The organism is Basfia succiniciproducens (assembly GCF_011455875.1).
In the GTDB taxonomy this organism is placed as follows: Bacteria; Pseudomonadota; Gammaproteobacteria; order Enterobacterales; family Pasteurellaceae; genus Basfia; species Basfia succiniciproducens.
Genome location: NZ_CP015031.1, coordinates 1,681,324 through 1,701,630, shown reverse-complemented (window position 1 = coordinate 1,701,630; position 20,307 = coordinate 1,681,324). Strand labels below are relative to the sequence as shown.

Here is a 20,307-nt window from a genome sequence, read left to right as displayed (position 1 = left end):
TGGTGGAATTATGGCTTGTTTAAATTATCCCCACAATCCAATTAAATCCATTTGCTGCGGGGCAAGAAAGCTCTTTTGTGTGCTTTGTGTGACAACATCGGTTTCACGCAAATGTCCAAGCAATAAGGGCGAATCGGGATCGTGATATTGCTGCATCGCACGGGCTTTGGCGGGGCTTTTATTGGCATAACAATATTTGCAACCGCTGGGACAACTGTCGTAAGCACCAATGTCACGACTTTCCACACAACCGCAATGTTGTCGGTTGCCTTTATGTTTAAGCGATTTAAAATTCACGCCGTTGGCACGCCCGATAATATCAAGCGTCATACAACCCGAGCCGTGAATGCCGTAAGCGGAAAAATCGCCTTCGGTCGCGCAAGTTTGTAGATATAAACCGTAACGTTGCGCAATTTCGCCCATAGCTTTTGCTAAACGGTGTTTATCTTCATCCGTGAGCAAAATAATTTCGGGCATATTCACCGCTAATTTTTTATACATTTCCACAAAACTAAAAATGCAACGATCCACATAAGGTGTGAGCTCGCGAGCGAGATAATCAAAAGTTTCCAAATGACGTTCGATAGTATATTTTTCGGTTAGTAACACCGGATCATAACGCCAGGCAATGCGTTGTTTACCCACAATGTCTGCCAACCGCTTCAGAGTTTCAACACTTTTCTCAATGGTCTGCACGCCCGGCTCAATATCTTTGCCGTAGGCAGTGATAGTGTAATGAAAATAGGTGTTAAAACGATCGGTGATTTTGTGCAAATCCGGCAAAATTGGACGGTAATTCTTTGAACAAAACACCACGCAATCCACTTTATCCGGAGTCAATTCATAACGGGTAACTTTATTCGGGAACAGCGGATTACGCGACAGCACATAGCCTTCTTCAAAGCGTTTGAGTAACCACTTCGAATAATAATGCACCGTGTCCGTGCGCCCGCCTGTGTTGATAATCATAGTTTTCCTTTGTGAATGCAAGCGGTTGTTTTTTTTACAAAAACTTGCCTAAAAACGACCGCACTTTAATTGATTATTCGCCCAAAACAGCTTTATTTAAAATGCGCTACCTATGAAACTCTTTTTGTTTTGCTACTACTTAGGCTGAATATGATGGATTTTATTACGACATTCTATTTAAAAATTCCGTCAATTCGCCTGCGAATTTTTGCGGCATTTTCAAATGCAGGAAATGGTCGCCGTGTTCGTGTTTGCCGTAAATCAAGTCCTCACTGTTCGGCACGGTTTGGGCAATCCAGCGTTGGCTTTCCACCCAGTTGCTGTGTTCGCCTGACACTACTAAAGTCGGTTTGTCGATTTTATTGATAAGCACATCTCGCCAGTCGTTCAGAATATGGTCAAACAATACCTGTTCCAATGCGTCTTTATCGTGTGGGCAGACTTGATCACATAGTGCCATTGAGTTTTCAAAGGCCGGCGCATCAATCGTGTTGTAGAAATTGAATAAATCCGTATTTACTTGCAACATATTGCACGTGCCACGTCCGTAATACATATCAATCATCATCTCGGCAGAGGTGGTAAATGCACCAGCGTTGATACGTTCTTCTTCCGTCCAGTTGCTATGACAATAAATTGATGGTGCTTCATCAATAAACACAAATTTTTCTACACGGCTGGTACCGAACAAATCCACATAGCCCCAAATCACCGAACAACCCATCGACCAGCCGCACAAGTGCGCTTTTTCAATATTTTCGGCGTTGAAAAATTCGTGTAAATCCATTGCGAAACGGCTGATACGGTTGCCGAATTTCACTTTGTCCGACAAGCCGTGATTGCGTTGGTCCAACACATAAACGGTAAATTTATCTTTCAACAAATGGATTAAATTGATGTATTCCGCCCCGTTTGACGACCAACCAGGCACGAACACCAACGGTTCGCCCGAGCCCGCTTTCCAATAGTTTAGCGACACGCCGTCATTGGTTTTGAACGAGCCGATTTGCAAGCCTGTTACATCGGATAATTTGTGCGGCAAACCGTCTAACTGGTTGGGCAAAGTGACGTCACGTTTGAAGAAGTCGAGCGCTGAAATAGTCATAATCTTTCCTTATGTGGATTAACGATAATTGAAATGGTGCGTTCACACGCACCCTACGAATGACAACTATTTTAGCTTTCAGATTTTTATTTACTAGATTAGAATAAGTTATAAAACCCTTAACCATAAGTTAAATATTATTTAATTTTACCACCTGGCACGAGCCTTGCTAGGTTAATTAAACCGAGTCACGCTATCGCTCTATTATCTTTGTTATTAAGAACTGTGAAGCAGCTCGGCTCAAAGAACCCTATACGGCCCGTATAGGCTGAAAAAGGAATAATTCAATGAACTCAACTTCCTCCTGTCTTTAACTTCAATTCGTTTGATTTCGCCATTCATTAAAAGGGGATTGAGATAAGGCATAATATCATTTACGCTTGCTAAACCAAAAGCATATTGAATTTCAATAGGCGAAATGAGTTTGTGTTTTTCAATCAAATTTTTGACCGTACTTTGACTTATTTCTGGTTTTTGGGGCAATAGATTATTTTGTGTTAATTGAGCAATCAGGATAAAAAATTGTCGGTCATCTAATACGCCATTGACCACGACTTGTTTACCCTGATATTCCAATAAATAAGCTGGCAGACCACGAATGCCAAGTTGTTGGAATCGTTGAAAATCTTCTGTTAACGATGCCTTAACGTCATCAAGATGATACGCGTTGAGAAATGTTTGTTCGTTTATGCCAACTTGTCCCGCTACTCTGGCAAGTTCATTTAACTTTGTTGTTGGGCGAACTTCCACAATGGTGGCAAAACGTAAGCGGTAGAGAAATTCATCTGCCTTTTCAGGTGCTAACTGTTGCACGGTTTTGTAAGCAAGATTAAGCGGAATTGATGATGTGCGATCCGTGGAGAATAAATCCAAATTTTCCATTGAAATCGGCATTCCACTAATGCTTTGCTCTGCATTGTAAATGGCAGCAAGGTGTGGCAAATAGCGTTCAATCGCCATCGCTTCGCTAATGGCAAGGTCAGCAGGATTGACAAAATCATAAACATTTCGTACTAAACCTGCCATAACGGTATGAAATTCAATATGACCTGCAAAATGTGTTTCCAGTTTACGGAAAAATGGCTCACTTTCGTAAGATAAGCCCATCATTGGGTCGGTAAAGGTGGTGATTTTTAGCATATGTTTGACTCAAAAAACATTCCCGCAACCGCCCAACTTGGAATATCCTCATATTGAATGTAAATATGTTGGGGTGAAATGTGTAAAATTTGTGATATTAATTGGGTTACAACGTGGCTTAATTCAGCATATCCTTGATGTGTAGGATTGCCAAATACGGCAATCCGCAAATATGCCATAGAATCTCGGTTATCACCTTTTAGATACAAATTTACTTGATCGTGAAAATCTATCATCAACGATTGCTCTGATTTGTATGGTACAAATTCTATTACCTTCCCAAAACCTGATTTAAGTTGCCGTAAGCGTTAAGTTAGTTTTAAAAGTAATAAATGGCATTTAATACCCCCAATCTTTCACTAAATCCAACAATTTATCCGCCACTTCCTGCTCTTTTTGCTGATAAGTATGCCCTGTATTTTCAATAAAAATCAGCGTATTTTTGTCCGCACTTTGGAAATGGTTATTGATATTTCGCAAAAAACCTGGCGGATCTCCGTAAGTAAAACGATCAAGCGTACCAATCAGCAATGCTCCAGTGTGCTGAATTTTTGCCACTTGCGAAAAATCGCTATTAGGTTCCACGTGAACATTATTCAACAACGGTGAATAGAGCCATTGAAATGCTGTATCAGCAATACAAGGCAACCAGCCAAATAACTCAAAAGGTAATAATCTTTGACTATTACCCTTTTCGACTTGATGACGAATGTAAGCTCGTTGTTGTTCACTGATTGCATTGGTTAAATGCGTAACGTTTGCTGGGCTGAGCAAAATAAACTTCGCCACACGTTTGTCTTGGGTTTCGGCAAGATAATGAATCACCTTATTTGCCCCTAGCGAATGCCCTGCCAGCACAATATGTTGATAGCCTTTTTGTTCGGCAAAATCAACGTAAGCGGTTAAATCTTCAATGGTTTTTGCAAAATCCTCATTCCACGAACCAATACTTTCCGGCTGTCCTGTTTTAGGGTTCACAAAATCCGTTTTACCGAACGCATTTCGAGTTTGTGCATAAATAAAATCAATACCACTTTGACTCAATGTGTGGCCAATGTTGTAATAAAATGGGTTAGAATAAAAATTACCGTGAATGCCTGTGATGGCAATGATTACCGTTTTTGATGGCGTTTGACTGAACAATACGCCATCAAGTAACGTACCACTTTGTGTTTCAATTTTCAGTTTTTGCATATTTTTCGCCTAGAAATGATTGGTTTTATATCGCACGCCATTCTGTTTAGACGGCGGGAAGAAGTCTGTCCCTGCACGAGTGCCGTCTAACATTGCGGGGGTATAGCGATAGTAATCGGCTTTATCCCAGTCAAATGCGCTTTCAATTTCGCTTTCTCGTCCTGTCTCAATCAGTTCGACAAGATTTGGATTGAGCATAATACTTTTGCCAATAGAAACACTTTCTACCCAGCCTGTTTGATAGGCTTTGAGCATATCATCTGCGGTGTAAAGATTACCTGAACCAAAGAATGGCAAACGCCCTGCAATACGGTCGTGTACTACTTGCATTCGGGTTAAATGGGTATCTGCACCACGGCGAACTTTTTTATAAAAATCCCAAAGCGAAATGTGCAAATATTGCAATGGTTTTTCTAACAACGCATCCACCAACGCCAGCGTTTCTTTCATCGTAATGCCATCCTCCCCGGGCTCTTCGGGCGAGAAACGATAACCAATAATAAAATCAGGTCGGTTATGTTTTTGACGCATTTCATCAATCCCATCAATAATTGCCAGAGGGAAACGCATTCGTTTTTCCAGCGTCCCACCCCAATAATCGTTACGCAAATTGGTGCTGGCTGAAAAGAATTGTTGAATTTGCCAACCATTTGCACCGTGAATTTCCACACCATCAAAACCTGCTCGCAACACCAGTTCCGCCGCATAAGCATAGTTTGTCACCATATCCCATACTTCTTGTTCGCTCATTGTGCGGAAACGTCCGTAATAATCACCTGTCGCAGCTACTAACTCTGCACCTTGTGTCATCGCAGGATCAGCTCGCAAACCGCTATGAGCAATCTGCACCACCGCTTTTGCACCTTGTGAATGCGCCATTTCGGCGTATTCACGCAAGGTCGGCAAATGGCGTTCATCAAAAGCATTGGGCGATTCAAAGCCTATGCCGCTAGGGTGAACATTGGTAAACGGCATAATGTACAAGCCAAAACCCTCAAAGCGATTTTGCCAAAAACGGCGACCTGTTTCGGTCATTTCGCCATCTTTGCCTGAATCGTAAATCGTGAGTGGTGCGACTGTGAGACGATTTTTAATTTCCACACCATTGTTGAGTGTATAGGGTTCAAATAAAGGCTGATATTTTGGGTTCATCATTTTGTGTTCCTTTTAAGTCAATTTTGTTACGGCTTATTTTACTTATTCCTATAAATTGATTAAGATGAAAATATGATAAATATTATGGAATTTTATTCCATAATAAGAGCGGTTAAACTTTAAGGATTTTTACAAATGAATGATAAATTTTCAGGTATTGAAGAATTTTTAATGACAGTAGAAATGGGCAGTTTCAGTGCTGCAGCAGAACGATTGAATTTAACAGGTTCTGCGGTGGGAAAAAGTATTTCAAGATTGGAACAACGATTGAATACGCAGCTTTTTCACCGATCAACCCGTAAAATCACGCTGACTCGAGAAGGTGAAGTTTGGCTAGCAAGTTGTCGGCGAATGATGGAAGAATTAGAACAGGCGAAATTGTTACTTTCTAGTCAATCACAACAAATTATTGGCGAAATACGAATTGATTTGCCCACCACTTATGGGCGCAGTCATATTTTGCCCAAATTGCTTGCCATACAAGCAGATTATCCAAAGCTTCATTTAAATATTAGCTTTCAAGATCGCAAAGTGGATATGATTGCGGAACATATTGATATTGCTGTGCGATTTGGGGAATTAGCAGATTTAACAGACATTATTGCCAAACAAATTGATTGTTTTCAAAATCAACTTTGTGCGACACCTGCCTTTGTGTCAAAGTGGGGAAAACTCAACCACCCAGATGATTTAACTCATTTTCCCTGCATTGTAGGCAATCAAATTTCTTGGCGGTTGATGAACGAACAAGGCAAATCAACAGGATTCCCCCTAAATGTACAGCACCAAATCAATGACGGCGATGCACGTTTACAGGCGGTATTGGCGGATTGTGGCATTGCCTTTTTACCTGATTGGCTCATTCAACCAGCCGTAGAAGCAGGTAAATTGGTACAATTACTCCCTGAATTTACGCCACCACCTGAACCTATTTATGTGTTATGGCAGAAGAAATTACATTTACAGCCAAAGGTAAAAGCGATAGTAAATAGCTTGGTTTAGTATATGATAAAAAAATAGGATAACTTCAATGAACAGCACCGAATACGGACAACTTCTCATCTTCCAAACCATCGCCAAAGAAGGCTCGATTTCCGCTTGTGCCAGAGCATTAAGCATTTCCGTGCCGGCGGTCAGCAAAGCCTTACGCCAGTTGGAAAACCGCTTGGGCGTGCCACTGTTTCAGCGTAGCACGCGTAAAATTCAACTGACCGAAACAGGCGTACAACTGCTGGAACAAACCGTGCAGGCGGTGGACACGCTGTCGCAAGCCTTTGAAAACGCCAAAACGCTCGCCCAAACGCCCACCGGCACGGTGCGGATTACGGTGTCACAAGTGGCATTTTCGCTGATTTTACAGCCCGTTTATGCTGAGTTTCGCGAACGTTATCCGCATATCGTGCTGGATATTTCCATTAACAACGCCACCGTCAATTTGATTGACGAACAGTTCGACTTAGGTATCCGCTTCGGTAATCATTTAGAAGAAGGTATTGTGGCACGCAGACTAACGGGCGAAATCCGTGAAGGCTTGTTTATCTCACCCCAATACGCCCAGAAATTCGGCACACCGAGAACCCTCGCCGACCTAGCCCATCATCAACTTATCGGCTACCGCTTTATCACCGCCAACCGCTTCCACCCGCTCACACTGATGGAAAACGGGCAACCGCATACGATCGAAATGCCGATGTCGCTGATTCTCAACGATAGTGAAATGGCAATTGACGCCATCCGCCAAGGATTCGGTATCGGGCGGATTTTTGAACCGCAATACGAGCGGTTGGAAAGCAAAATCGATCTGTTGCCCGTGTTAAAAAAGCATTGGCAGACCTTCCAACCCATGTATTTGTATTACCAACCAAAATCGCAAAAAGTGAAACGCGTGCAGGTGTTGATTGAGTTTTTGCAGGAAAAGATGGAGGAGTTGGGATGGTAGCAAGCGGTCAAATTGATACAAGATCCTGCATTAAATCCTCAATCACAGTTTTCACGCAGCGGTACAAAAATTTAAGCAATCGGCTGGCAACATCATTGCACGCTGCACCACAGGGCGTAAGGCAATCCGTTTCGCCCTAAGTGTTTTTTATCAAACTGGCTAAAAAGCCTTACTCATAAAAAGTCACCGTCTCATCAACGCTTGCTCGTTTAGAGCGGAATTGATTGATTGGAGCGTCTTTATCAGGGTAGCCAAAGGCAATACCGTGCAGCAGTTTGAAATCGGGCGAAATGCCTAATTCTTCACGCACCACATCGGCAAACATCGCCAAAAATAACATCGGAATGCCGCCAAAACCACGCGCGGTGAGCGACAGCAAAAAGGTTTGCGAATACATCCCCATATCAGACGCGGCATTCACGTTGCCGTCGCCCACATCCGGCATAAACAAAAAGGCGGCATGCGGTGCGTCGTAAAATTCGGCGTTGCGGCGGGTGATTTTTTTGCGGCCTTCGCTGTCATCACGAGTAACGCCGTTGGCGGCGAACATTTCTTTATAAAACTCACGCCAGCGGGGTTCGTAAATGCCGTCAAATTTGCTTTGGTCGTAGGCAAAATCGGGGCAAAGTTCGCCTTGTTCAAATTTTTCCATAATGCGCTTTTTCAGCCGTGCCAAGGTCTCGCCCGACACGATATGCACGCTCCACGGTTGGGTGTTGGTGGATGACGGCGAACGGCGGGCATCTTCAGCGACTTCACGGATTTGCGCGTTGGTCATTGGTGTCGGCAAAAATTGGCGCACAGAATGGCGGGCGCGAACGGTGGTTTCAAAGTCTAACATTTGGGGTTTCCTATTGAAGAGTGATTGATGGTGCGTAGTTTAATACATTTAAATTTGGTATAGAATAGCGTAAAATGAGAATTTGGTTTTCATATTTGGAAATGCTGGTTAAGTCATGGCTAAAATACATTTATTAAATGAATACAATATGCCAATTTATGATAATTCTTTATCATATTGGAGTATGCAATTTATTTCTATATTGGAATGCTTGGCATATCATAAAAATTTGCAATTTCGTGCCGTAGGCGGTAGTCATTCAATAAGTTCTCTTGCTGCAATGAAAAGCCAATATCCAAATAGTTTCTTTGATTTAATGGCTAATTCTATTCAGAATTGGGGAATGCAATATTTTATGGTTCATTTTTTAAATCATCGAATGGGATTAAAAATCGTGGATGGGATAAAGGAAAATCTTGATGGATTATTTAATATTCCACATTATCAAAACTATAATGACTTCAGATTTTATATTTCAGGTCTTGATTCGGAATTATCTAGCAAAATCTCCAGAAGATATGATGAAATTTACCCTAGATATACTGAATTAGATTTTCTTGAAAAAGATTATTTAGTGAAAAATTCAGATTTTTGCTTAATTTTAAAAGATACAGATGAAGACAAAAACATTGCTATTTTTGGAGAAATAGAAGGAAATCACGGCGATAAATTATTTCAAGATAGCTTTTGGAATCATAAGCCTAATTTGTGCGTATTAGGCATAGGTGCTGTGGATGGATATAAAAAAGGTGTTTTTTATATAGAAGAGTTTTTTTATGAAGGAAAGTACCCAAAGTTAAATGTTTTATTTGAAAAAAATAGTTTTGTTGTTCGTGATTTTTACTTTGTAATTAATGAATTCAGGATTATTTTTAATTACGGAAAGTCTCATATTAGTTACCATGAAAATAGTAATTATTCTTACATTGTTAATGAAATAATTATTAAAAATTGGAATAATCCCATAGGTGTACTACTAAATATATTATATCAATTAAAAGATACTTGTGATGACGAGCTAATAGGAGAAATTGATAATCAAGATATAAAACTTATTCCTTCTATGGATAACTGAATTGCTTTATACGAATTCTTATATGATTTAAGGAACAAACATGGACTTAAACGCCGTCCGCCTATTTGTCGCCACCGTGCAAGCAGGCAGTTTATCTAAAGCCAGCGATGAACTGGGCGTACCCATTGCCACCATCAGCCGACAAATCAAACTGCTGGAACAATCGCTGAATATCCAACTGCTTGACCGCCATAAAACGGGCGTAAAGCCCACTGCGCAAGGGCAGTTGTTTTATGAGCAAGTGTATTTGAATATTGATAATCTGCTGCATACCGAGCGCAATTTGCAATCCGACAAGCAGGCTTTAGGCGGGATGTTACGGATTTCCACCACCATTGCCGCCGACCATATTTGGGAAATGGTGCTGGCTTTTCAGCAACGCTTTCCTGATGTGCAGGTGTATTGTCAAGCGACTGAACGGGTGGTGGATTTGGTGGCGGACGGTATTGATGTGGCTTTTCGTTCGGGGGAATTACAAACGGATAATGTGATAGCGATGCTGATAATGCAATTTAGCGGGGCGTGGGTTGCCGGTCATGAATTTATTCAAAAATTTGGCGAACCGCAAACGCCGCAGGATTTAGTCAACTTCCCTTGCGCTAGCTTCGGCCGCTTGGGGCAAAAAAGTATTGTTTTTGAATGGCAAAATCAACAAGGCAAAAATCAATCGCTGGATGTGCCGTGTATGTTTTTATCCAACGACAATTCGGCAATCATTCACCTTGCGACCACAGGGCGCGCGCTGTGTTTTATCTCGGAATATACTGCTAAGAAGTTGATTGAACAAAATAAAGTTGTGCCAATTTTGGCGGATTATCCGTCTTCAGCCAGTTATAAAACCTATGCCCTGTATTTGCCGCACCGCCATCAATCGGCAGTGGTGAAGGCGTTTATCGGGTTTTTAAAGGATTGGGTTGGCGGGGAAGGAATGCCTGTCTGAAAAAAGCGGGCATTCCCGCCCGCCTTACTATGTTTAAGCCACCCCTTCCAGTAGCACCGCGCGTCCGAGCGTTGCTTCTAGGCGCATGGATTTCACCGCTTCGTATTCCGGGCTGGTGTACCACGCGCGGGCTGACGCCATATCGGGAAAACGCAGCACGACCGAGCCGTCAAAATCCGCCCCTTCAAAGGCTTCGTGCGCCCCGTTGGCCACCAAAATTTCGCCGCCGAAAGGGGCGAGCGTCGGCACGCCCAATTGCAGATAACGGTCGTAAGCCGCTTGGTCTTTCATTTCGTCCCGAATAAAAACAACATAAGCTGTCATATGATTTTCCTTATTTTCTGTTAAACATTTCGCTATTTTAGCGGTTTGTTGGTGCGGTTTCGCAAATTTTTGATGTTTTTTTACCGCTTGCAGGCAGCTTAAACCTCCACCCGCTTGCCAATATCTTTCAAATTGGAAAACTCCTCCAGCAATCGCGGCATATCGTCCAGGCTCATGGCAAATTGCCATAAGTAGGTAATCACCGCATAAATATGCCCGGCTTTTACGCCTTGGGTGGTGGCGATTTGCACCACGGTGACGCCGAACAGCAGCGCCATCGCCACGCCAATCCACAAATAACCCGCCGCTTCACGATTGGAAATGCGGATACGCAGTTTTGCCAGCCAGCCGTAGTGTTTGTTGAGCTGGTAGCCGTTGTTGCGCTCGATGACGTCCACTTCTTTTTCCAAACGGTTGTTGAGTTTGAGGTAGAGCAAATCATTGGTTTTGGCGTATTTCGGCATTAAAAAGGCGAAGAACGCCAAAATCGCACAAGCGGTAACCCCTGCCCAGAATTCCAGAATCAGCAACATCAGCGCCGAGCCGATAATCTGAAAAGCGGACATCATCAAAATCGGCAAATGCTGCTCGAAGAAATCCACAAACTGGCGGGATAGCGCAACGCGTGCGGTAACGGAAGAGGTATCCAAGCCTTTCGCACGCTGGCTTGCCACCACCGGCACGGCAAGTTCCGCATAAATTCGGGCGAATGCGCGGGTATCCACCGCGCGGCGCATGGCGCCGATACTCCAGATAACCAGCACCAACAATGAATAAGAAAGCGATGTCCACACATCGCCGCTCATCATCGCATTAACCGCGAAACTGCCGAATACGGGATAGGTCAAAAATAAAACGTTTTCCGCCGCCACTAAACCAAAAGTGCCGGCAAGGCGTTTTTTGTTGTTTTTAGCGATGGATTTTAAGTTGCCCAAGGCATTGGATGTCTGCATTATTCCACCCCTAAATTTTTGCTTAAGACTTTGTTTAAGCGGATTAAATCCTGCACCAAGGTCGCCAGTTTTTCTTCGCCGAATTCGACCGCACTTTGTTGCTCCGCCGCCGTTTGCGCTTCAATAATCGGCGCAATCACGGCAAAACCGTCTGCGGTCAAATTCATCAACTTACCGCGCTTGTCATTCGGGTCGGGCACAAACGCCAACCAGCCGCGTTCAACAAGCTGTTTGCACACAAACGACACCGTCTGCTTCGGCAATTCCCAATCCGCCACAATGTCTTTCTGCGAACAGCCCTGATGGTGATAAACGGAATACAGCACGACATATTCGTTCTCCGCCAAGCCCATTTTTCTTGCGTACTTCATGTAAATCTGAAGCGACTGCATCATGGTTTCGGCTAATAAATCAATGGAAGTGATATGGTTTTGCATGGTATTAAGGTCTAATATTGGACTAAATGAAAGCGGTATTTTAGTCTAATTTTGGACTTTGTCAATCGTGGGGGTATAAAAATGCCTGTCTGAAAGCACAAAACTTCAGACAGGCATTTTTATCCAAGATATTTCCGTAAAACCCCTTCCAACACCTCAAACACCTTCATCACCCGTTTTGGGGTAATCGTTTGATAAGGGCGGTACAGATAAAGTTGCCATTTTTCCTGCTGAATTTGGGGCAAGACTTTGACCAATCTGCCGTTTGCCAAATATTCCTTACAGGCTAAATCGCTGGCTTGTACCACCGCTCTTCCCGCCAGTGCCGCCTGAATTTGCGTGTCGGGGTCGGTGCTGAAAAATTCGAGATGGCGGGGCAGAAAAGTATTCACGCCGTCGAGCATAAATTCCCACACTTTGCCGGTTTCAGGATTGATTAAGCCGCTGAACGGATAGCGTTGGCGCAGGTCTTCAAAATCTTTCGGTGCGCCCAAGCGTTCCAGCAAATCGGGAGCGGCGACGAAGATATGCTGAACCTTGGCAATCGGCTTGATGATGAAATTCGGATTGGGTTCGCGCCCGACACGAATGCCGATGTCAATGCGGTGCTCAACGGTATCAAGCCGCATCATATCCAAGCGCCAATCGATAAACAGCTCGGGATAAGGGCGAAGTGCGGTCAGTAATTCGTACAAAATTTGCTCGTGATTGGGCAAGCGGAACAAGGTAATCCGCACAACGCCTTTCATCTCGTTATCGTCTTTTGCCGTCTGAAACAGGGCGTCGGAATCTTCCAGCAGGCGTTTGGCTTTGGGCAAAAACAGTTCGCCGAAGCTGGTTAGCGTAATCGAGCGGGTGTTGCGTTTAAACAGCGGTTCGCCGAGTTGGTTTTCCAGCTCGGCAATGGTGCGCGTGACCACCGATGGTGAAATGGCGAGTTTTACCGCCGCTTCACGAAAATTCAGGGTTTCTGCGGCGGTGATAAAGAATTTGAGGGCGTCAAGTTTGTTCATAATTATTGTGAAATTAGCAATACTGTCTTGTGATTTTAACGATTAATCTGCAATGAAGCCAGCGTTATAATCCGTCTATTCAGAACACGAAGCGTAAGGAGATTACGATGAAAATGAGAAAGTTAGGCAGCCAAGGTTTGCTGGTTTCGGAAATGGGGCTGGGCTGTATGGGGATGGATCACGGTTATGGCAAGCCTGTGGATCGCCAAGCGATGATAACGCTGATTCATAAAGCCATCGAATTGGGCTGCAATCTGTTTGATACCGCACCGATTTATGGCTTTGAAAATGAAGAATTATTAGGCAAAGCGCTGAAAGATCATCGTGAAAATGTGGTGATTGCGACCAAACTCGGCGTGTTGGATATGGAACTGGTGGACGGTCAGCCGGTGCCGGTGTTGGACAGTAGCCCCGCTTCTATTCGCGAGCAGTTGGACGGTTCATTGCAACGCTTGCAGACAGATTACATCGATCTGTTCTATCAACATCGTGTTGATCCGAAGGTGGAACCGGAAGTGGTTGCGCAAACCATGAAAGCGTTGATTGCCGAAGGAAAAATCAAATACTGGGGGATTTCCAATGCACCTGCGGATTATATCCGCCGTGCTCATGCAGTGTGCCCCGTCAGCGCCATTGAAGATCAGTATTCAATGATGTGGCGCAAACCCGAGCAGGATTTGTTCCCGATGTGTGATGAATTGGGTATCGGCTTTATGGCGTACAGCCCGCTCGGCAATGGTTTTTTAAGCGGTAAAGTGGCACAAAATACCGAATATCAGGAAGGCGATTTCCGCGGCCAGATGGGGCGCTTTAAACCCGAAGTGATGGCGCAAAACCAAGCCTTATTGGATTTGATAGCTCAAATAGCCGCCAGCAAAAACGCCACTTCGGCGCAGGTGGTACTGGCTTGGGAGCTGGCGCAAAAACCTTATATCGTGCCGATTCCGGGCACCACTAAACTGCATCGTCTGGAAGAAAACTTTAAAGGCGCAGAGATTGAATTAAGCGCAGAGGAACTTGCCGATCTCAACACCGCTCTGTCCAAACTGGATATTAACGAAACATTTTTTTAATTAAGGAATTCAAACATGAAAACTACCGTATTAGTCGTTCATCCGAATATCAAACAATCCCGCGTGAACGCCGCCTTGGCAAAAGGCGCGGCAGACGTGGCGGGCGTAAAAGTGCGCTATCTGTATGACCTTTATCCCGACGGCAAAATCGACGCGACCGCCGAACAAGCGGTGTTGGAAAAAGCCGACCGTATCGTATTGCAATTCCCAATGTATTGGTACAGCTCACCCGCTCTGCTGAAACAATGGCTGGATGATGTATTGGCTTATGGCTGGGCGTATGGCGACAAACAAGCCTTAAAAGGCAAAGAATTAATGCTTGCCGTAACCACAGGCGGTGGCGAAGAGTTTTATCAAAAAGACGGTTTAGCAGGACACACCGTAGCAGAATTTTTGGTGGCGTATGAAACGATTGCCAGCTATTTGGGTATGAATTACGGCAAAATGTTTGTAACGGGTAATTGCTTGAATATCAGCGATGATGAAATTGCTGCACAAGTACCGCGTTATCAAGCTGTATTATCAGCATAATTTGTGTTTTCAGGCTGCCTGAATTGTTTAGGCAGCCTGAATCTTTGAATTATTATTGCTAATTATGCAATTCTGATTTGTTGTTTTAGCGATTAGCAAGCAACAATGCTAGTTTTATAATCTCGCCATTCAATCAATAGGGGTTAAAAATGAAAGATTTAACAGCAAGAGAATTTGGCTACGGACACCCAACACCGCTTTTTATGATCGGCACTTATGATGAAGATGGCAGAGTGAATTTTATGAATTCGCATTGGGGTGCATTAAATCACGGTGGCTACATCAATTTGAACATTAACACCAACAAAAAAACGCACTTGAATATTGAAAAGATGAAAGCGTTTACCGTCACGTTGGCGACTGAAAAATTGATGCCGTATGCGGATTTTTTCGGTACTTATTCAGGTTTCCAATATCCTGATAAATTTGAAAAATCAGGCTTAACTGCGCACAAAGCGAAATATGTCAATGCCCCAATTATTGACGGCAGTACATTGGTAATTGAGTGCGAATTGGTGGAAATTTTGTATCAAGAACATATCCATACGATTATTGGGCGCGTGAAAAATGTCTCGGTTGATGAATCGGTGCTGGACGCGCAAGGCAAAGTGGACGCGAGCAAATTGGGTATGATTTTCTTTGACTCGTTCAGTCGTGGTTATTTCACACTGGGCGAACGCGTGGGCGATGCGTGGAGCATTGGGCAAAGTATTTTAAATTCATAAGGAACAAAAATGACAATTAAATCAGTAGAAATTTCAAAAGCCTATCGCTTAGTGCAATTAGGTTCAACCACCATGCTTTCCGCCAAACACGACGGCGATGCGGACGTAATGGCGGCAGCGTGGGTCGGTTTGGGTGGACCGAACAAAATCATTGCTTACATCGGCACACAAGCCTACACACGTAAATTGGTGGAGCAAAACGGCTATTTTGTGGTGCATATCCCTACGGTACAGCAAATGGAAACGGTGTTATACGTAGGCGAACACAGTAAACATACCATGCCGAATAAGCTGGATAATCTGCCTCTGTTTTATCAGGAAGGTGTTGATATTCCGATGGTAGAAGGCAGTGCGGGTTACTTGTTGTGCCAAGTGATTCCAAACCCACAGCAAGAACAGAACTATGATTCCTTTATGGGCGAAATCGTAGCGGCATGGGCGGACGACCGAGTATTTGATGGCAGACATTGGACGTTTGATACCGCACCGGACGAATTACGCACCGTGCATTATGTGGCCGGCGGTCAATTCTATGCAATGGGTAAAGGGACGAAGTTTGACCACGGACCGGGGCAGGATTAAATTGATAAAAAACCGTCTGAAAACGATCAGATCGTTCAGACGGTATTTTTTATCTATAACTTAAACTACACATCCACAGGATGCCAATCATCTTTGCCTTTTAATGGTGGTAACCAAGCGCCGCCATTTTTGCAGAGATCCCATAAAATGCCTTTAATACCATATTGGTCAGCTTTTTCCGGATCGAGCGTGGTCACGATTTCGTTTTCTTTACCTTCTTTGATCAAAGTGGCAATTGTTGGGTTGATCATGACGGTTTTACCTAAAGCGATAAATTCCGCCCAGCCAGTGTTGTAGGCTTCGAGAATTTGTTCTGCGGTGAACAGGCTACCTACGCCAATTAACGGTAATTTTCCGCCGATGCGATCATGTACTAACTGCATACGGAAGGCATTAGTATCCGCACCACGACGCGCTTTTTTAAAGAACTCGTGCAATGAAATGTGCAAGTATTGCAATGCTTTTCCTTTCAACGTATCAATCAAAGCCAAGGTATCTTCCATGGTTAAACCTAATTCTTCCGGTTCTTCAGGCGAGAAGCGATAACCCACGATAAAATCATTCGCTTGATGTTTCGCTTTCACCGCTAACACTTCGTCCACAATCGCCAATGGGAAACGCATACGGTTTTCGCGCGAGCCACCCCATTCATCGGTACGACGGTTTGAATGACCGGAGTAGAACTGTTGGATTAAGTAGTTATTAGCCCCGTGAATTTCTACACCATCGAAGCCCGCTTGAATGGCTAAATCTGCTGCGTTAGCAAAAGCGTTGATTAGCGAGTGGATTTCTTCTACCGTTGCTGCACGCGTACCGGTTGCTTCATCATCGCTGGCAGTGATTTTATCTTTACCGTTTAACAGCTCGGTTACCGCTTGTTTACCGCCGTGATGCAACTGCAAAATCGCTTTCGCACCTTGCGCTTTGATGATGTCGGCAGTTTCTTTTAGGCTGGCTAATTGTGAAGCGTGAATCGCTTCCGGCTGACCATGGAATGCTTTACCGCCGTCTTGTACCAAGGTTGCTGCCAAAATAAACATACCCATATCGTTAGCACGATTTGAGATAAATTCACGTTCATTCTCGCCTAATGTACCATCCGGGTTTGAACCGAAGTGAGTCATCGGGGCGACCACCAAACGGTTTTTGATTTCTACACCATTGTTTAAAGTGTAGCTTTGAAATAATGGGGAAAATTTAGCGTTCATAGTTTGCTCCTAACTAAAATAGTCTTCTTATTATAAAGGCTAGGATTGTTGAAGAATAGTCAAAAGTTTGGAAAAGAGTTTTGCGGAATTTGCGATAGTTCAAGCGTTTATAGCAAAATTTTTGCAAAAACCTACCTCTTACTCATTCAATGCAAAAATGCCGTCTGTAACTCAATTTCAAACGGCATTTCAAAGCGGTTAAATCGCATTTAAATTTTACAAATTAGAACTTGCTTAAATCCAATTCACCTGCGGTTTTTTCGTTAGCTTTTAAGTAGGCGGGATGATTTTCAACCTGTTCCAAATAACGCACGATATTCGGATAATCCGTTTTATTCACATAGTTGAAACCCCATTGCAGCGGGAAGCTAAGGGCAAAGTCCGCACCGGTAAGCTGTTCGCCAACAATCCATTGTTTGCCTTCAAGAGTTTGTTCCACGTGGTTGAAAAACAGAGGCGTTTGTGCCGTTGCATATTGAGCAAAATCACCTAAATCGCTGCGTGTAGAGAGTAATGCTAAGAAATTTGCGCTGAACATAGAGGCGGATACTGCCAACCAATAAACATAGTTCGAATAAGCGCCCGTTTTATGTGCCGGCGTGAAACGATTTTCATCGTCGTAGCGGTCGAGTAAATGTTGGATAATTGCATTACCCTCCGCTACTACTAAATCACCATCTTGTAATACAGGGGCTTTACCGAGAGGATGTTGAGCTTTCAGTTCTGCAGGAGCCATTAAGGTTTGTGGATCACGATCGTAGATTTTCAGTTCATAATCCAAGCCAAGTGCTTCCAGTAGCCAGACAATGCGGTGTGAACAAGACTGTTTAAGATAATGTAAGGTAATCATAGTTTCTCCTATCTAAAAACCCCACATAAGTGGGGTTCGATAAATTACAGATCAAAAGACTGAATAACATTCACGTGTAAACGCACATCAACGTTGCCACGAGTTGCATTTGAATATGGGCAAACTTCGTGGGCTTTGTTGATTAAGGTTTTGGCTTCTTCCAAGCTCAACCCCTCTACGGTGATGGTAATGTCCAAATCCAGACCAAATGCGCCGTCGGGTTTCTGACCAATACCTACGCCAACAGTGGTGCTGGATTTGGTCGGTTTCAAATTTAATGTCGGTGCAACGTGGTTCATTGCGCTATCAAAACAAGCCGCATAACCCATTGCAAAAAGCTGTTCAGGGTTGGTGCCTACTTTGCCGCTTTCATTTTGAAAGCCGACTAAATCGAAACCGATTGAACCGTCATCGACACGAGTATGTCCGTCACGACCGCCAGTTGCTGTTGCTGATGTATGGTAAAAAATTTTCATAATTTGCTCCTATTGAGTTAAAAAGAGTCACCTAAGACTGTTTAAAAGAGTTCTCGAGATAAAACAAATTCACCCGTCCATTTGCTGACAATAATATCATCACAATAAAGTTGGCATTGAATGGTCATTTTTGCTTTACCTTTTTTGGTCAGCATTTGCTGCGCTAAATTCATTTCTAAACTATCAGGGCAAATGCTTACTGCAATAACATCGCTCGGCGCAGGCTTCAAATAGCGAATTTGACTACTGCGGATCACAATATTGCCGTTTGCTTCAGGGAAATTAAGATAAACCAATGACCACGCATTTAATGTTGCTAATAACGCCTGACTTCCACCAAACATCGTGTGATGATGATTGCTGTTGCACTCAAAGGGTGCTTTAATCACAACACGTTGCGGGCTACTTTCCACAACACGCAGATTTAATGCCTGAGCCGCAGGAATATATTGTGCGATAAATTGGTCAATGGGTTGCATCATTATTTCCTTTATTACGTTAAATAAAATTATTTAACAATAGAACGACAAGCACCTAAAACACTGTCTGCCATATGAGCTAAGAATACCGTATCCGCACCCACCACAACGAAACTTGCGCCCCAGTCAATATAACGTTTTGCTTCTTCTGGTGAGCCAGCGATTGTACCCACAGGTTTACCTAATGCTCTAACATATTTGATCAATTTTTCAATGGTTGCTTGCATTTCTTCACCTGAAAAATCACCGAAGTATCCCATATCTACCGCTAAATCCGCAGGGCCTAAGAAAACGGCATCTACGCCGTCAGTGGTGACGATGTCTTTCAGGTTTTCCACGCCTTTTTTGCTTTCGATTTGTACTGCTAAGAACAGTTCATCTTCAGCGTGTTTGATATATTCAGGTAATCGCCCCCAACGACCAGCACGCACCGCCGGCGCACCAAAACCACGTTTACCACGAGCAGGGTAATACATTGATTGTGCAATATATTCTGCTTGCTCACCGCTTTCTACCATAGGGGCAATAATAGATTGAATACCTGCATCTAAAAGCTGTTTAATCAAGGCACGATCTGCTTCTAACGGACGAACAATAACGTGGCTACCATAAGGTGCAATTGCACGAGCTTGATCAATAATCGTTGTTACCGTATTCGGACCGTGTTCGCCGTCAATCCAGATGAAATCATACCCCGAACCCGCCACAATTTCCGCATTCACAGCCGAACCTGATACCAAACCGAAACCAATTTGAGTTTTATGCTCTAACACAGCTGCTTTAAATTTGTTATGTAAAAATGCTTTATCAAAAACGTTCATAATTTTGCCTTATCCTATTTTACAGTTGTTGGATTAAATAATTTTGGTAACCGATTTCTTCAATTAAACCGATATGTTCCGCAAGCCAGTTGGTATGTTCCTGCTCATCCACAATAAATTCTTCAATCATACGGCGGGTGATGTAATCATCTGAAAATTCGGCAATCATTGCATTTAATTCAGCCATGCCTTTTAAGCCTTCGTTGTAATCATATTCCAATTGCTCACGAATATCAGTAATAATTGGATAAGTATCAATCGCTAAAGTTGGTGTTACTCCTAGCTCAAGCAGACGAGCATTGACACGTTGCGCTTCTTTCCATTCACCTTCTGCTTCCGCCTGAATTTTATCAGCCAATTTGCTAAATCCTTTTTGACGGATAATTTCAGCGTGAATGCTGTGCTGTTGTGAATTGCCAAACCAAGCCTTTGCCATACCTTTTAAAATTTCAATCTGTTTTTCAGTAGCCATTTTGT

25 protein-coding genes are annotated in these 20,307 nt (G+C 43.4%); 8 read left to right on the top strand and 17 right to left on the bottom strand.

Annotated elements, in window-relative coordinates:
- Positions 1–24: 24 nt before the first annotated feature.
- The 6 genes from A4G13_RS07870 to A4G13_RS07845 all read right to left on the bottom strand — a co-directional run bounded on the left by A4G13_RS07870 (position 25) and on the right by A4G13_RS07845 (position 5,560).
- Complete coding sequence (locus A4G13_RS07870; RefSeq protein WP_090656662.1) at positions 25–969, bottom strand: DUF1848 domain-containing protein; 945 nt, start codon at positions 967–969, stop codon at positions 25–27.
- 163 nt (positions 970–1,132) lie between these two features.
- Complete coding sequence (locus A4G13_RS07865) at positions 1,133–2,074, bottom strand: alpha/beta fold hydrolase (protein ID WP_090656658.1); 942 nt, start codon at positions 2,072–2,074, stop codon at positions 1,133–1,135.
- 240 nt (positions 2,075–2,314) lie between these two features.
- Complete coding sequence (locus A4G13_RS07860; protein WP_090656656.1) at positions 2,315–3,214, bottom strand: DsbA family protein; 900 nt, start codon at positions 3,212–3,214, stop codon at positions 2,315–2,317.
- The gene (locus A4G13_RS10595) at positions 3,208–3,450 is read right to left on the bottom strand and encodes a tautomerase family protein (protein ID WP_090656653.1); all 243 of its coding nucleotides are present in this window, start codon (positions 3,448–3,450) and stop codon (positions 3,208–3,210) included. The genes A4G13_RS07860 and A4G13_RS10595 overlap by 7 nt, the downstream gene beginning before the upstream one ends.
- Before the next feature lie 103 nt (positions 3,451–3,553).
- Positions 3,554–4,408, bottom strand: a complete 855-nt coding sequence (locus A4G13_RS07850; protein WP_011201306.1) for an alpha/beta fold hydrolase — start codon at positions 4,406–4,408, stop codon at positions 3,554–3,556.
- Between the two features lie 9 nt (positions 4,409–4,417).
- A complete protein-coding gene (locus A4G13_RS07845; RefSeq protein ID WP_176752356.1) occupies positions 4,418–5,560 on the bottom strand; it encodes an NADH-dependent flavin oxidoreductase in 1,143 nt (380 codons plus the stop codon).
- Between the two features lie 138 nt (positions 5,561–5,698).
- Between A4G13_RS07845 and A4G13_RS07840 the strand changes: the two genes are divergently transcribed.
- Together A4G13_RS07840 and A4G13_RS07835 are read left to right on the top strand one after the other, a co-directional pair.
- The gene (locus tag A4G13_RS07840; RefSeq protein WP_090656648.1) at positions 5,699–6,565 is read left to right on the top strand and encodes a LysR family transcriptional regulator; all 867 of its coding nucleotides are present in this window, start codon (positions 5,699–5,701) and stop codon (positions 6,563–6,565) included.
- A 28-nt stretch (positions 6,566–6,593) separates the two neighbouring features.
- Complete coding sequence (locus tag A4G13_RS07835) at positions 6,594–7,502, top strand: LysR family transcriptional regulator (protein WP_090656645.1); 909 nt, start codon at positions 6,594–6,596, stop codon at positions 7,500–7,502.
- A 169-nt stretch (positions 7,503–7,671) separates the two neighbouring features.
- Here the strand turns inward: A4G13_RS07835 and A4G13_RS07830 are convergent, their stop codons facing one another.
- Positions 7,672–8,343, bottom strand: a complete 672-nt coding sequence (locus A4G13_RS07830) for a nitroreductase family protein (RefSeq protein ID WP_090656643.1) — start codon at positions 8,341–8,343, stop codon at positions 7,672–7,674.
- Between the two features lie 115 nt (positions 8,344–8,458).
- Here A4G13_RS07830 and A4G13_RS07825 point away from each other — a divergent pair, with 115 nt between their 5' ends.
- A complete protein-coding gene (locus A4G13_RS07825) occupies positions 8,459–9,418 on the top strand; it encodes a hypothetical protein (protein WP_090656640.1) in 960 nt (319 codons plus the stop codon).
- A 40-nt stretch (positions 9,419–9,458) separates the two neighbouring features.
- Positions 9,459–10,358, top strand: coding sequence for a LysR family transcriptional regulator (locus tag A4G13_RS07820; RefSeq protein WP_090656637.1), 900 nt, complete (start codon positions 9,459–9,461; stop codon positions 10,356–10,358).
- 33 nt (positions 10,359–10,391) lie between these two features.
- On the opposite strand, the gene A4G13_RS07815 is transcribed toward A4G13_RS07820, so the two are convergent.
- From A4G13_RS07815 to A4G13_RS07800, 4 genes are all read right to left on the bottom strand, one after another.
- Positions 10,392–10,682 (bottom strand): DUF1330 domain-containing protein, encoded by a 291-nt coding sequence (locus tag A4G13_RS07815; protein WP_041640067.1) that lies wholly within the window; start codon positions 10,680–10,682, stop codon positions 10,392–10,394.
- A gap of 98 nt (positions 10,683–10,780) precedes the next feature.
- Positions 10,781–11,635: an ABC transporter six-transmembrane domain-containing protein gene (locus A4G13_RS07810; RefSeq protein ID WP_090655460.1), complete on the bottom strand. Its 855-nt coding sequence runs from the start codon at positions 11,633–11,635 to the stop codon at positions 10,781–10,783.
- A complete protein-coding gene (locus tag A4G13_RS07805; protein WP_090655457.1) occupies positions 11,635–12,072 on the bottom strand; it encodes a MarR family winged helix-turn-helix transcriptional regulator in 438 nt (145 codons plus the stop codon). Before A4G13_RS07805 ends, A4G13_RS07810 begins: the two co-directional genes overlap by 1 nt.
- Positions 12,073–12,191: 119 nt before the next feature.
- Positions 12,192–13,085, bottom strand: coding sequence for a LysR family transcriptional regulator (locus A4G13_RS07800; protein ID WP_090656498.1), 894 nt, complete (start codon positions 13,083–13,085; stop codon positions 12,192–12,194).
- Between the two features lie 107 nt (positions 13,086–13,192).
- On the opposite strand from A4G13_RS07800, the gene A4G13_RS07795 reads away from it, so the two are divergent.
- The 4 genes from A4G13_RS07795 (at position 13,193) to A4G13_RS07780 (ending at position 15,996) form a co-directional block, all read left to right on the top strand.
- Entirely contained in the window at positions 13,193–14,158 is a 966-nt protein-coding gene (locus tag A4G13_RS07795) for an aldo/keto reductase (RefSeq protein WP_090656500.1), read from the top strand.
- 15 nt (positions 14,159–14,173) lie between these two features.
- On the top strand, positions 14,174–14,689 hold the full coding sequence (locus tag A4G13_RS07790) for an NAD(P)H-dependent oxidoreductase (RefSeq protein ID WP_011201249.1): 516 nt from the start codon (positions 14,174–14,176) through the stop codon (positions 14,687–14,689).
- 149 nt (positions 14,690–14,838) lie between these two features.
- Positions 14,839–15,414 carry a flavin reductase family protein gene (locus tag A4G13_RS07785; RefSeq protein ID WP_011201250.1) on the top strand — a complete coding sequence of 192 codons (576 nt, stop codon included), beginning with the start codon at positions 14,839–14,841 and terminating at the stop codon, positions 15,412–15,414.
- Positions 15,415–15,423: 9 nt separating this feature from the next.
- Positions 15,424–15,996 (top strand): flavin reductase family protein, encoded by a 573-nt coding sequence (locus A4G13_RS07780; RefSeq protein ID WP_011201251.1) that lies wholly within the window; start codon positions 15,424–15,426, stop codon positions 15,994–15,996.
- Between the two features lie 65 nt (positions 15,997–16,061).
- On the opposite strand, the gene A4G13_RS07775 is transcribed toward A4G13_RS07780, so the two are convergent.
- The 6 genes from A4G13_RS07775 to A4G13_RS07750 form a co-directional block, all read right to left on the bottom strand.
- Complete coding sequence (locus A4G13_RS07775) at positions 16,062–17,204, bottom strand: NADH-dependent flavin oxidoreductase (RefSeq protein WP_011201252.1); 1,143 nt, start codon at positions 17,202–17,204, stop codon at positions 16,062–16,064.
- Positions 17,205–17,427: 223 nt separating this feature from the next.
- Positions 17,428–18,054 (bottom strand): glutathione S-transferase family protein, encoded by a 627-nt coding sequence (locus tag A4G13_RS07770; protein ID WP_090656501.1) that lies wholly within the window; start codon positions 18,052–18,054, stop codon positions 17,428–17,430.
- Positions 18,055–18,098: 44 nt separating this feature from the next.
- Positions 18,099–18,530, bottom strand: a complete 432-nt coding sequence (locus A4G13_RS07765; RefSeq protein ID WP_090656504.1) for an organic hydroperoxide resistance protein — start codon at positions 18,528–18,530, stop codon at positions 18,099–18,101.
- A gap of 41 nt (positions 18,531–18,571) precedes the next feature.
- Entirely contained in the window at positions 18,572–19,012 is a 441-nt protein-coding gene (locus A4G13_RS07760) for a YiiD C-terminal domain-containing protein (protein ID WP_090656507.1), read from the bottom strand.
- Between the two features lie 26 nt (positions 19,013–19,038).
- Positions 19,039–19,830 (bottom strand): HpcH/HpaI aldolase family protein, encoded by a 792-nt coding sequence (locus A4G13_RS07755; RefSeq protein ID WP_090656509.1) that lies wholly within the window; start codon positions 19,828–19,830, stop codon positions 19,039–19,041.
- A 19-nt stretch (positions 19,831–19,849) separates the two neighbouring features.
- Positions 19,850–20,302: a ferritin-like domain-containing protein gene (locus tag A4G13_RS07750; RefSeq protein WP_165898028.1), complete on the bottom strand. Its 453-nt coding sequence runs from the start codon at positions 20,300–20,302 to the stop codon at positions 19,850–19,852.
- Between the last annotated feature and the right edge of the window lie 5 nt (positions 20,303–20,307).

Bases quoted from the DNA above. Each gene is read 5' to 3' on its own strand.
- A4G13_RS07795 (WP_090656500.1), top strand. From the start codon at position 13,193: ATGAAAATGAGAAAGTTAGGCAGCCAAGGTTTGCTGGTTTCGGAAATG.
- A4G13_RS07845 (WP_176752356.1), bottom strand. From the start codon at position 5,560: ATGAACCCAAAATATCAGCCTTTATTTGAACCCTATACACTCAACAAT.
- A4G13_RS07800 (WP_090656498.1), bottom strand. From the start codon at position 13,085: ATGAACAAACTTGACGCCCTCAAATTCTTTATCACCGCCGCAGAAACC.
- A4G13_RS07805 (WP_090655457.1), bottom strand. From the start codon at position 12,072: ATGCAAAACCATATCACTTCCATTGATTTATTAGCCGAAACCATGATG.
- A4G13_RS07825 (WP_090656640.1), top strand. From the start codon at position 8,459: ATGGCTAAAATACATTTATTAAATGAATACAATATGCCAATTTATGAT.
- A4G13_RS07810 (WP_090655460.1), bottom strand. From the start codon at position 11,635: ATGCAGACATCCAATGCCTTGGGCAACTTAAAATCCATCGCTAAAAAC.
- A4G13_RS07835 (WP_090656645.1), top strand. From the start codon at position 6,594: ATGAACAGCACCGAATACGGACAACTTCTCATCTTCCAAACCATCGCC.
- A4G13_RS07770 (WP_090656501.1), bottom strand. From the start codon at position 18,054: ATGATTACCTTACATTATCTTAAACAGTCTTGTTCACACCGCATTGTC.
- A4G13_RS07755 (WP_090656509.1), bottom strand. From the start codon at position 19,830: ATGAACGTTTTTGATAAAGCATTTTTACATAACAAATTTAAAGCAGCT.
- A4G13_RS07865 (WP_090656658.1), bottom strand. From the start codon at position 2,074: ATGACTATTTCAGCGCTCGACTTCTTCAAACGTGACGTCACTTTGCCC.
- A4G13_RS07830 (WP_090656643.1), bottom strand. From the start codon at position 8,343: ATGTTAGACTTTGAAACCACCGTTCGCGCCCGCCATTCTGTGCGCCAA.
- A4G13_RS10595 (WP_090656653.1), bottom strand. From the start codon at position 3,450: ATGATAGATTTTCACGATCAAGTAAATTTGTATCTAAAAGGTGATAAC.
- A4G13_RS07790 (WP_011201249.1), top strand. From the start codon at position 14,174: ATGAAAACTACCGTATTAGTCGTTCATCCGAATATCAAACAATCCCGC.
- A4G13_RS07815 (WP_041640067.1), bottom strand. From the start codon at position 10,682: ATGACAGCTTATGTTGTTTTTATTCGGGACGAAATGAAAGACCAAGCG.
- A4G13_RS07780 (WP_011201251.1), top strand. From the start codon at position 15,424: ATGACAATTAAATCAGTAGAAATTTCAAAAGCCTATCGCTTAGTGCAA.
- A4G13_RS07785 (WP_011201250.1), top strand. From the start codon at position 14,839: ATGAAAGATTTAACAGCAAGAGAATTTGGCTACGGACACCCAACACCG.
- A4G13_RS07840 (WP_090656648.1), top strand. From the start codon at position 5,699: ATGAATGATAAATTTTCAGGTATTGAAGAATTTTTAATGACAGTAGAA.
- A4G13_RS07850 (WP_011201306.1), bottom strand. From the start codon at position 4,408: ATGCAAAAACTGAAAATTGAAACACAAAGTGGTACGTTACTTGATGGC.
- A4G13_RS07750 (WP_165898028.1), bottom strand. From the start codon at position 20,302: ATGGCTACTGAAAAACAGATTGAAATTTTAAAAGGTATGGCAAAGGCT.
- A4G13_RS07775 (WP_011201252.1), bottom strand. From the start codon at position 17,204: ATGAACGCTAAATTTTCCCCATTATTTCAAAGCTACACTTTAAACAAT.
- A4G13_RS07860 (WP_090656656.1), bottom strand. From the start codon at position 3,214: ATGCTAAAAATCACCACCTTTACCGACCCAATGATGGGCTTATCTTAC.
- A4G13_RS07765 (WP_090656504.1), bottom strand. From the start codon at position 18,530: ATGAAAATTTTTTACCATACATCAGCAACAGCAACTGGCGGTCGTGAC.
- A4G13_RS07870 (WP_090656662.1), bottom strand. From the start codon at position 969: ATGATTATCAACACAGGCGGGCGCACGGACACGGTGCATTATTATTCG.
- A4G13_RS07820 (WP_090656637.1), top strand. From the start codon at position 9,459: ATGGACTTAAACGCCGTCCGCCTATTTGTCGCCACCGTGCAAGCAGGC.
- A4G13_RS07760 (WP_090656507.1), bottom strand. From the start codon at position 19,012: ATGATGCAACCCATTGACCAATTTATCGCACAATATATTCCTGCGGCT.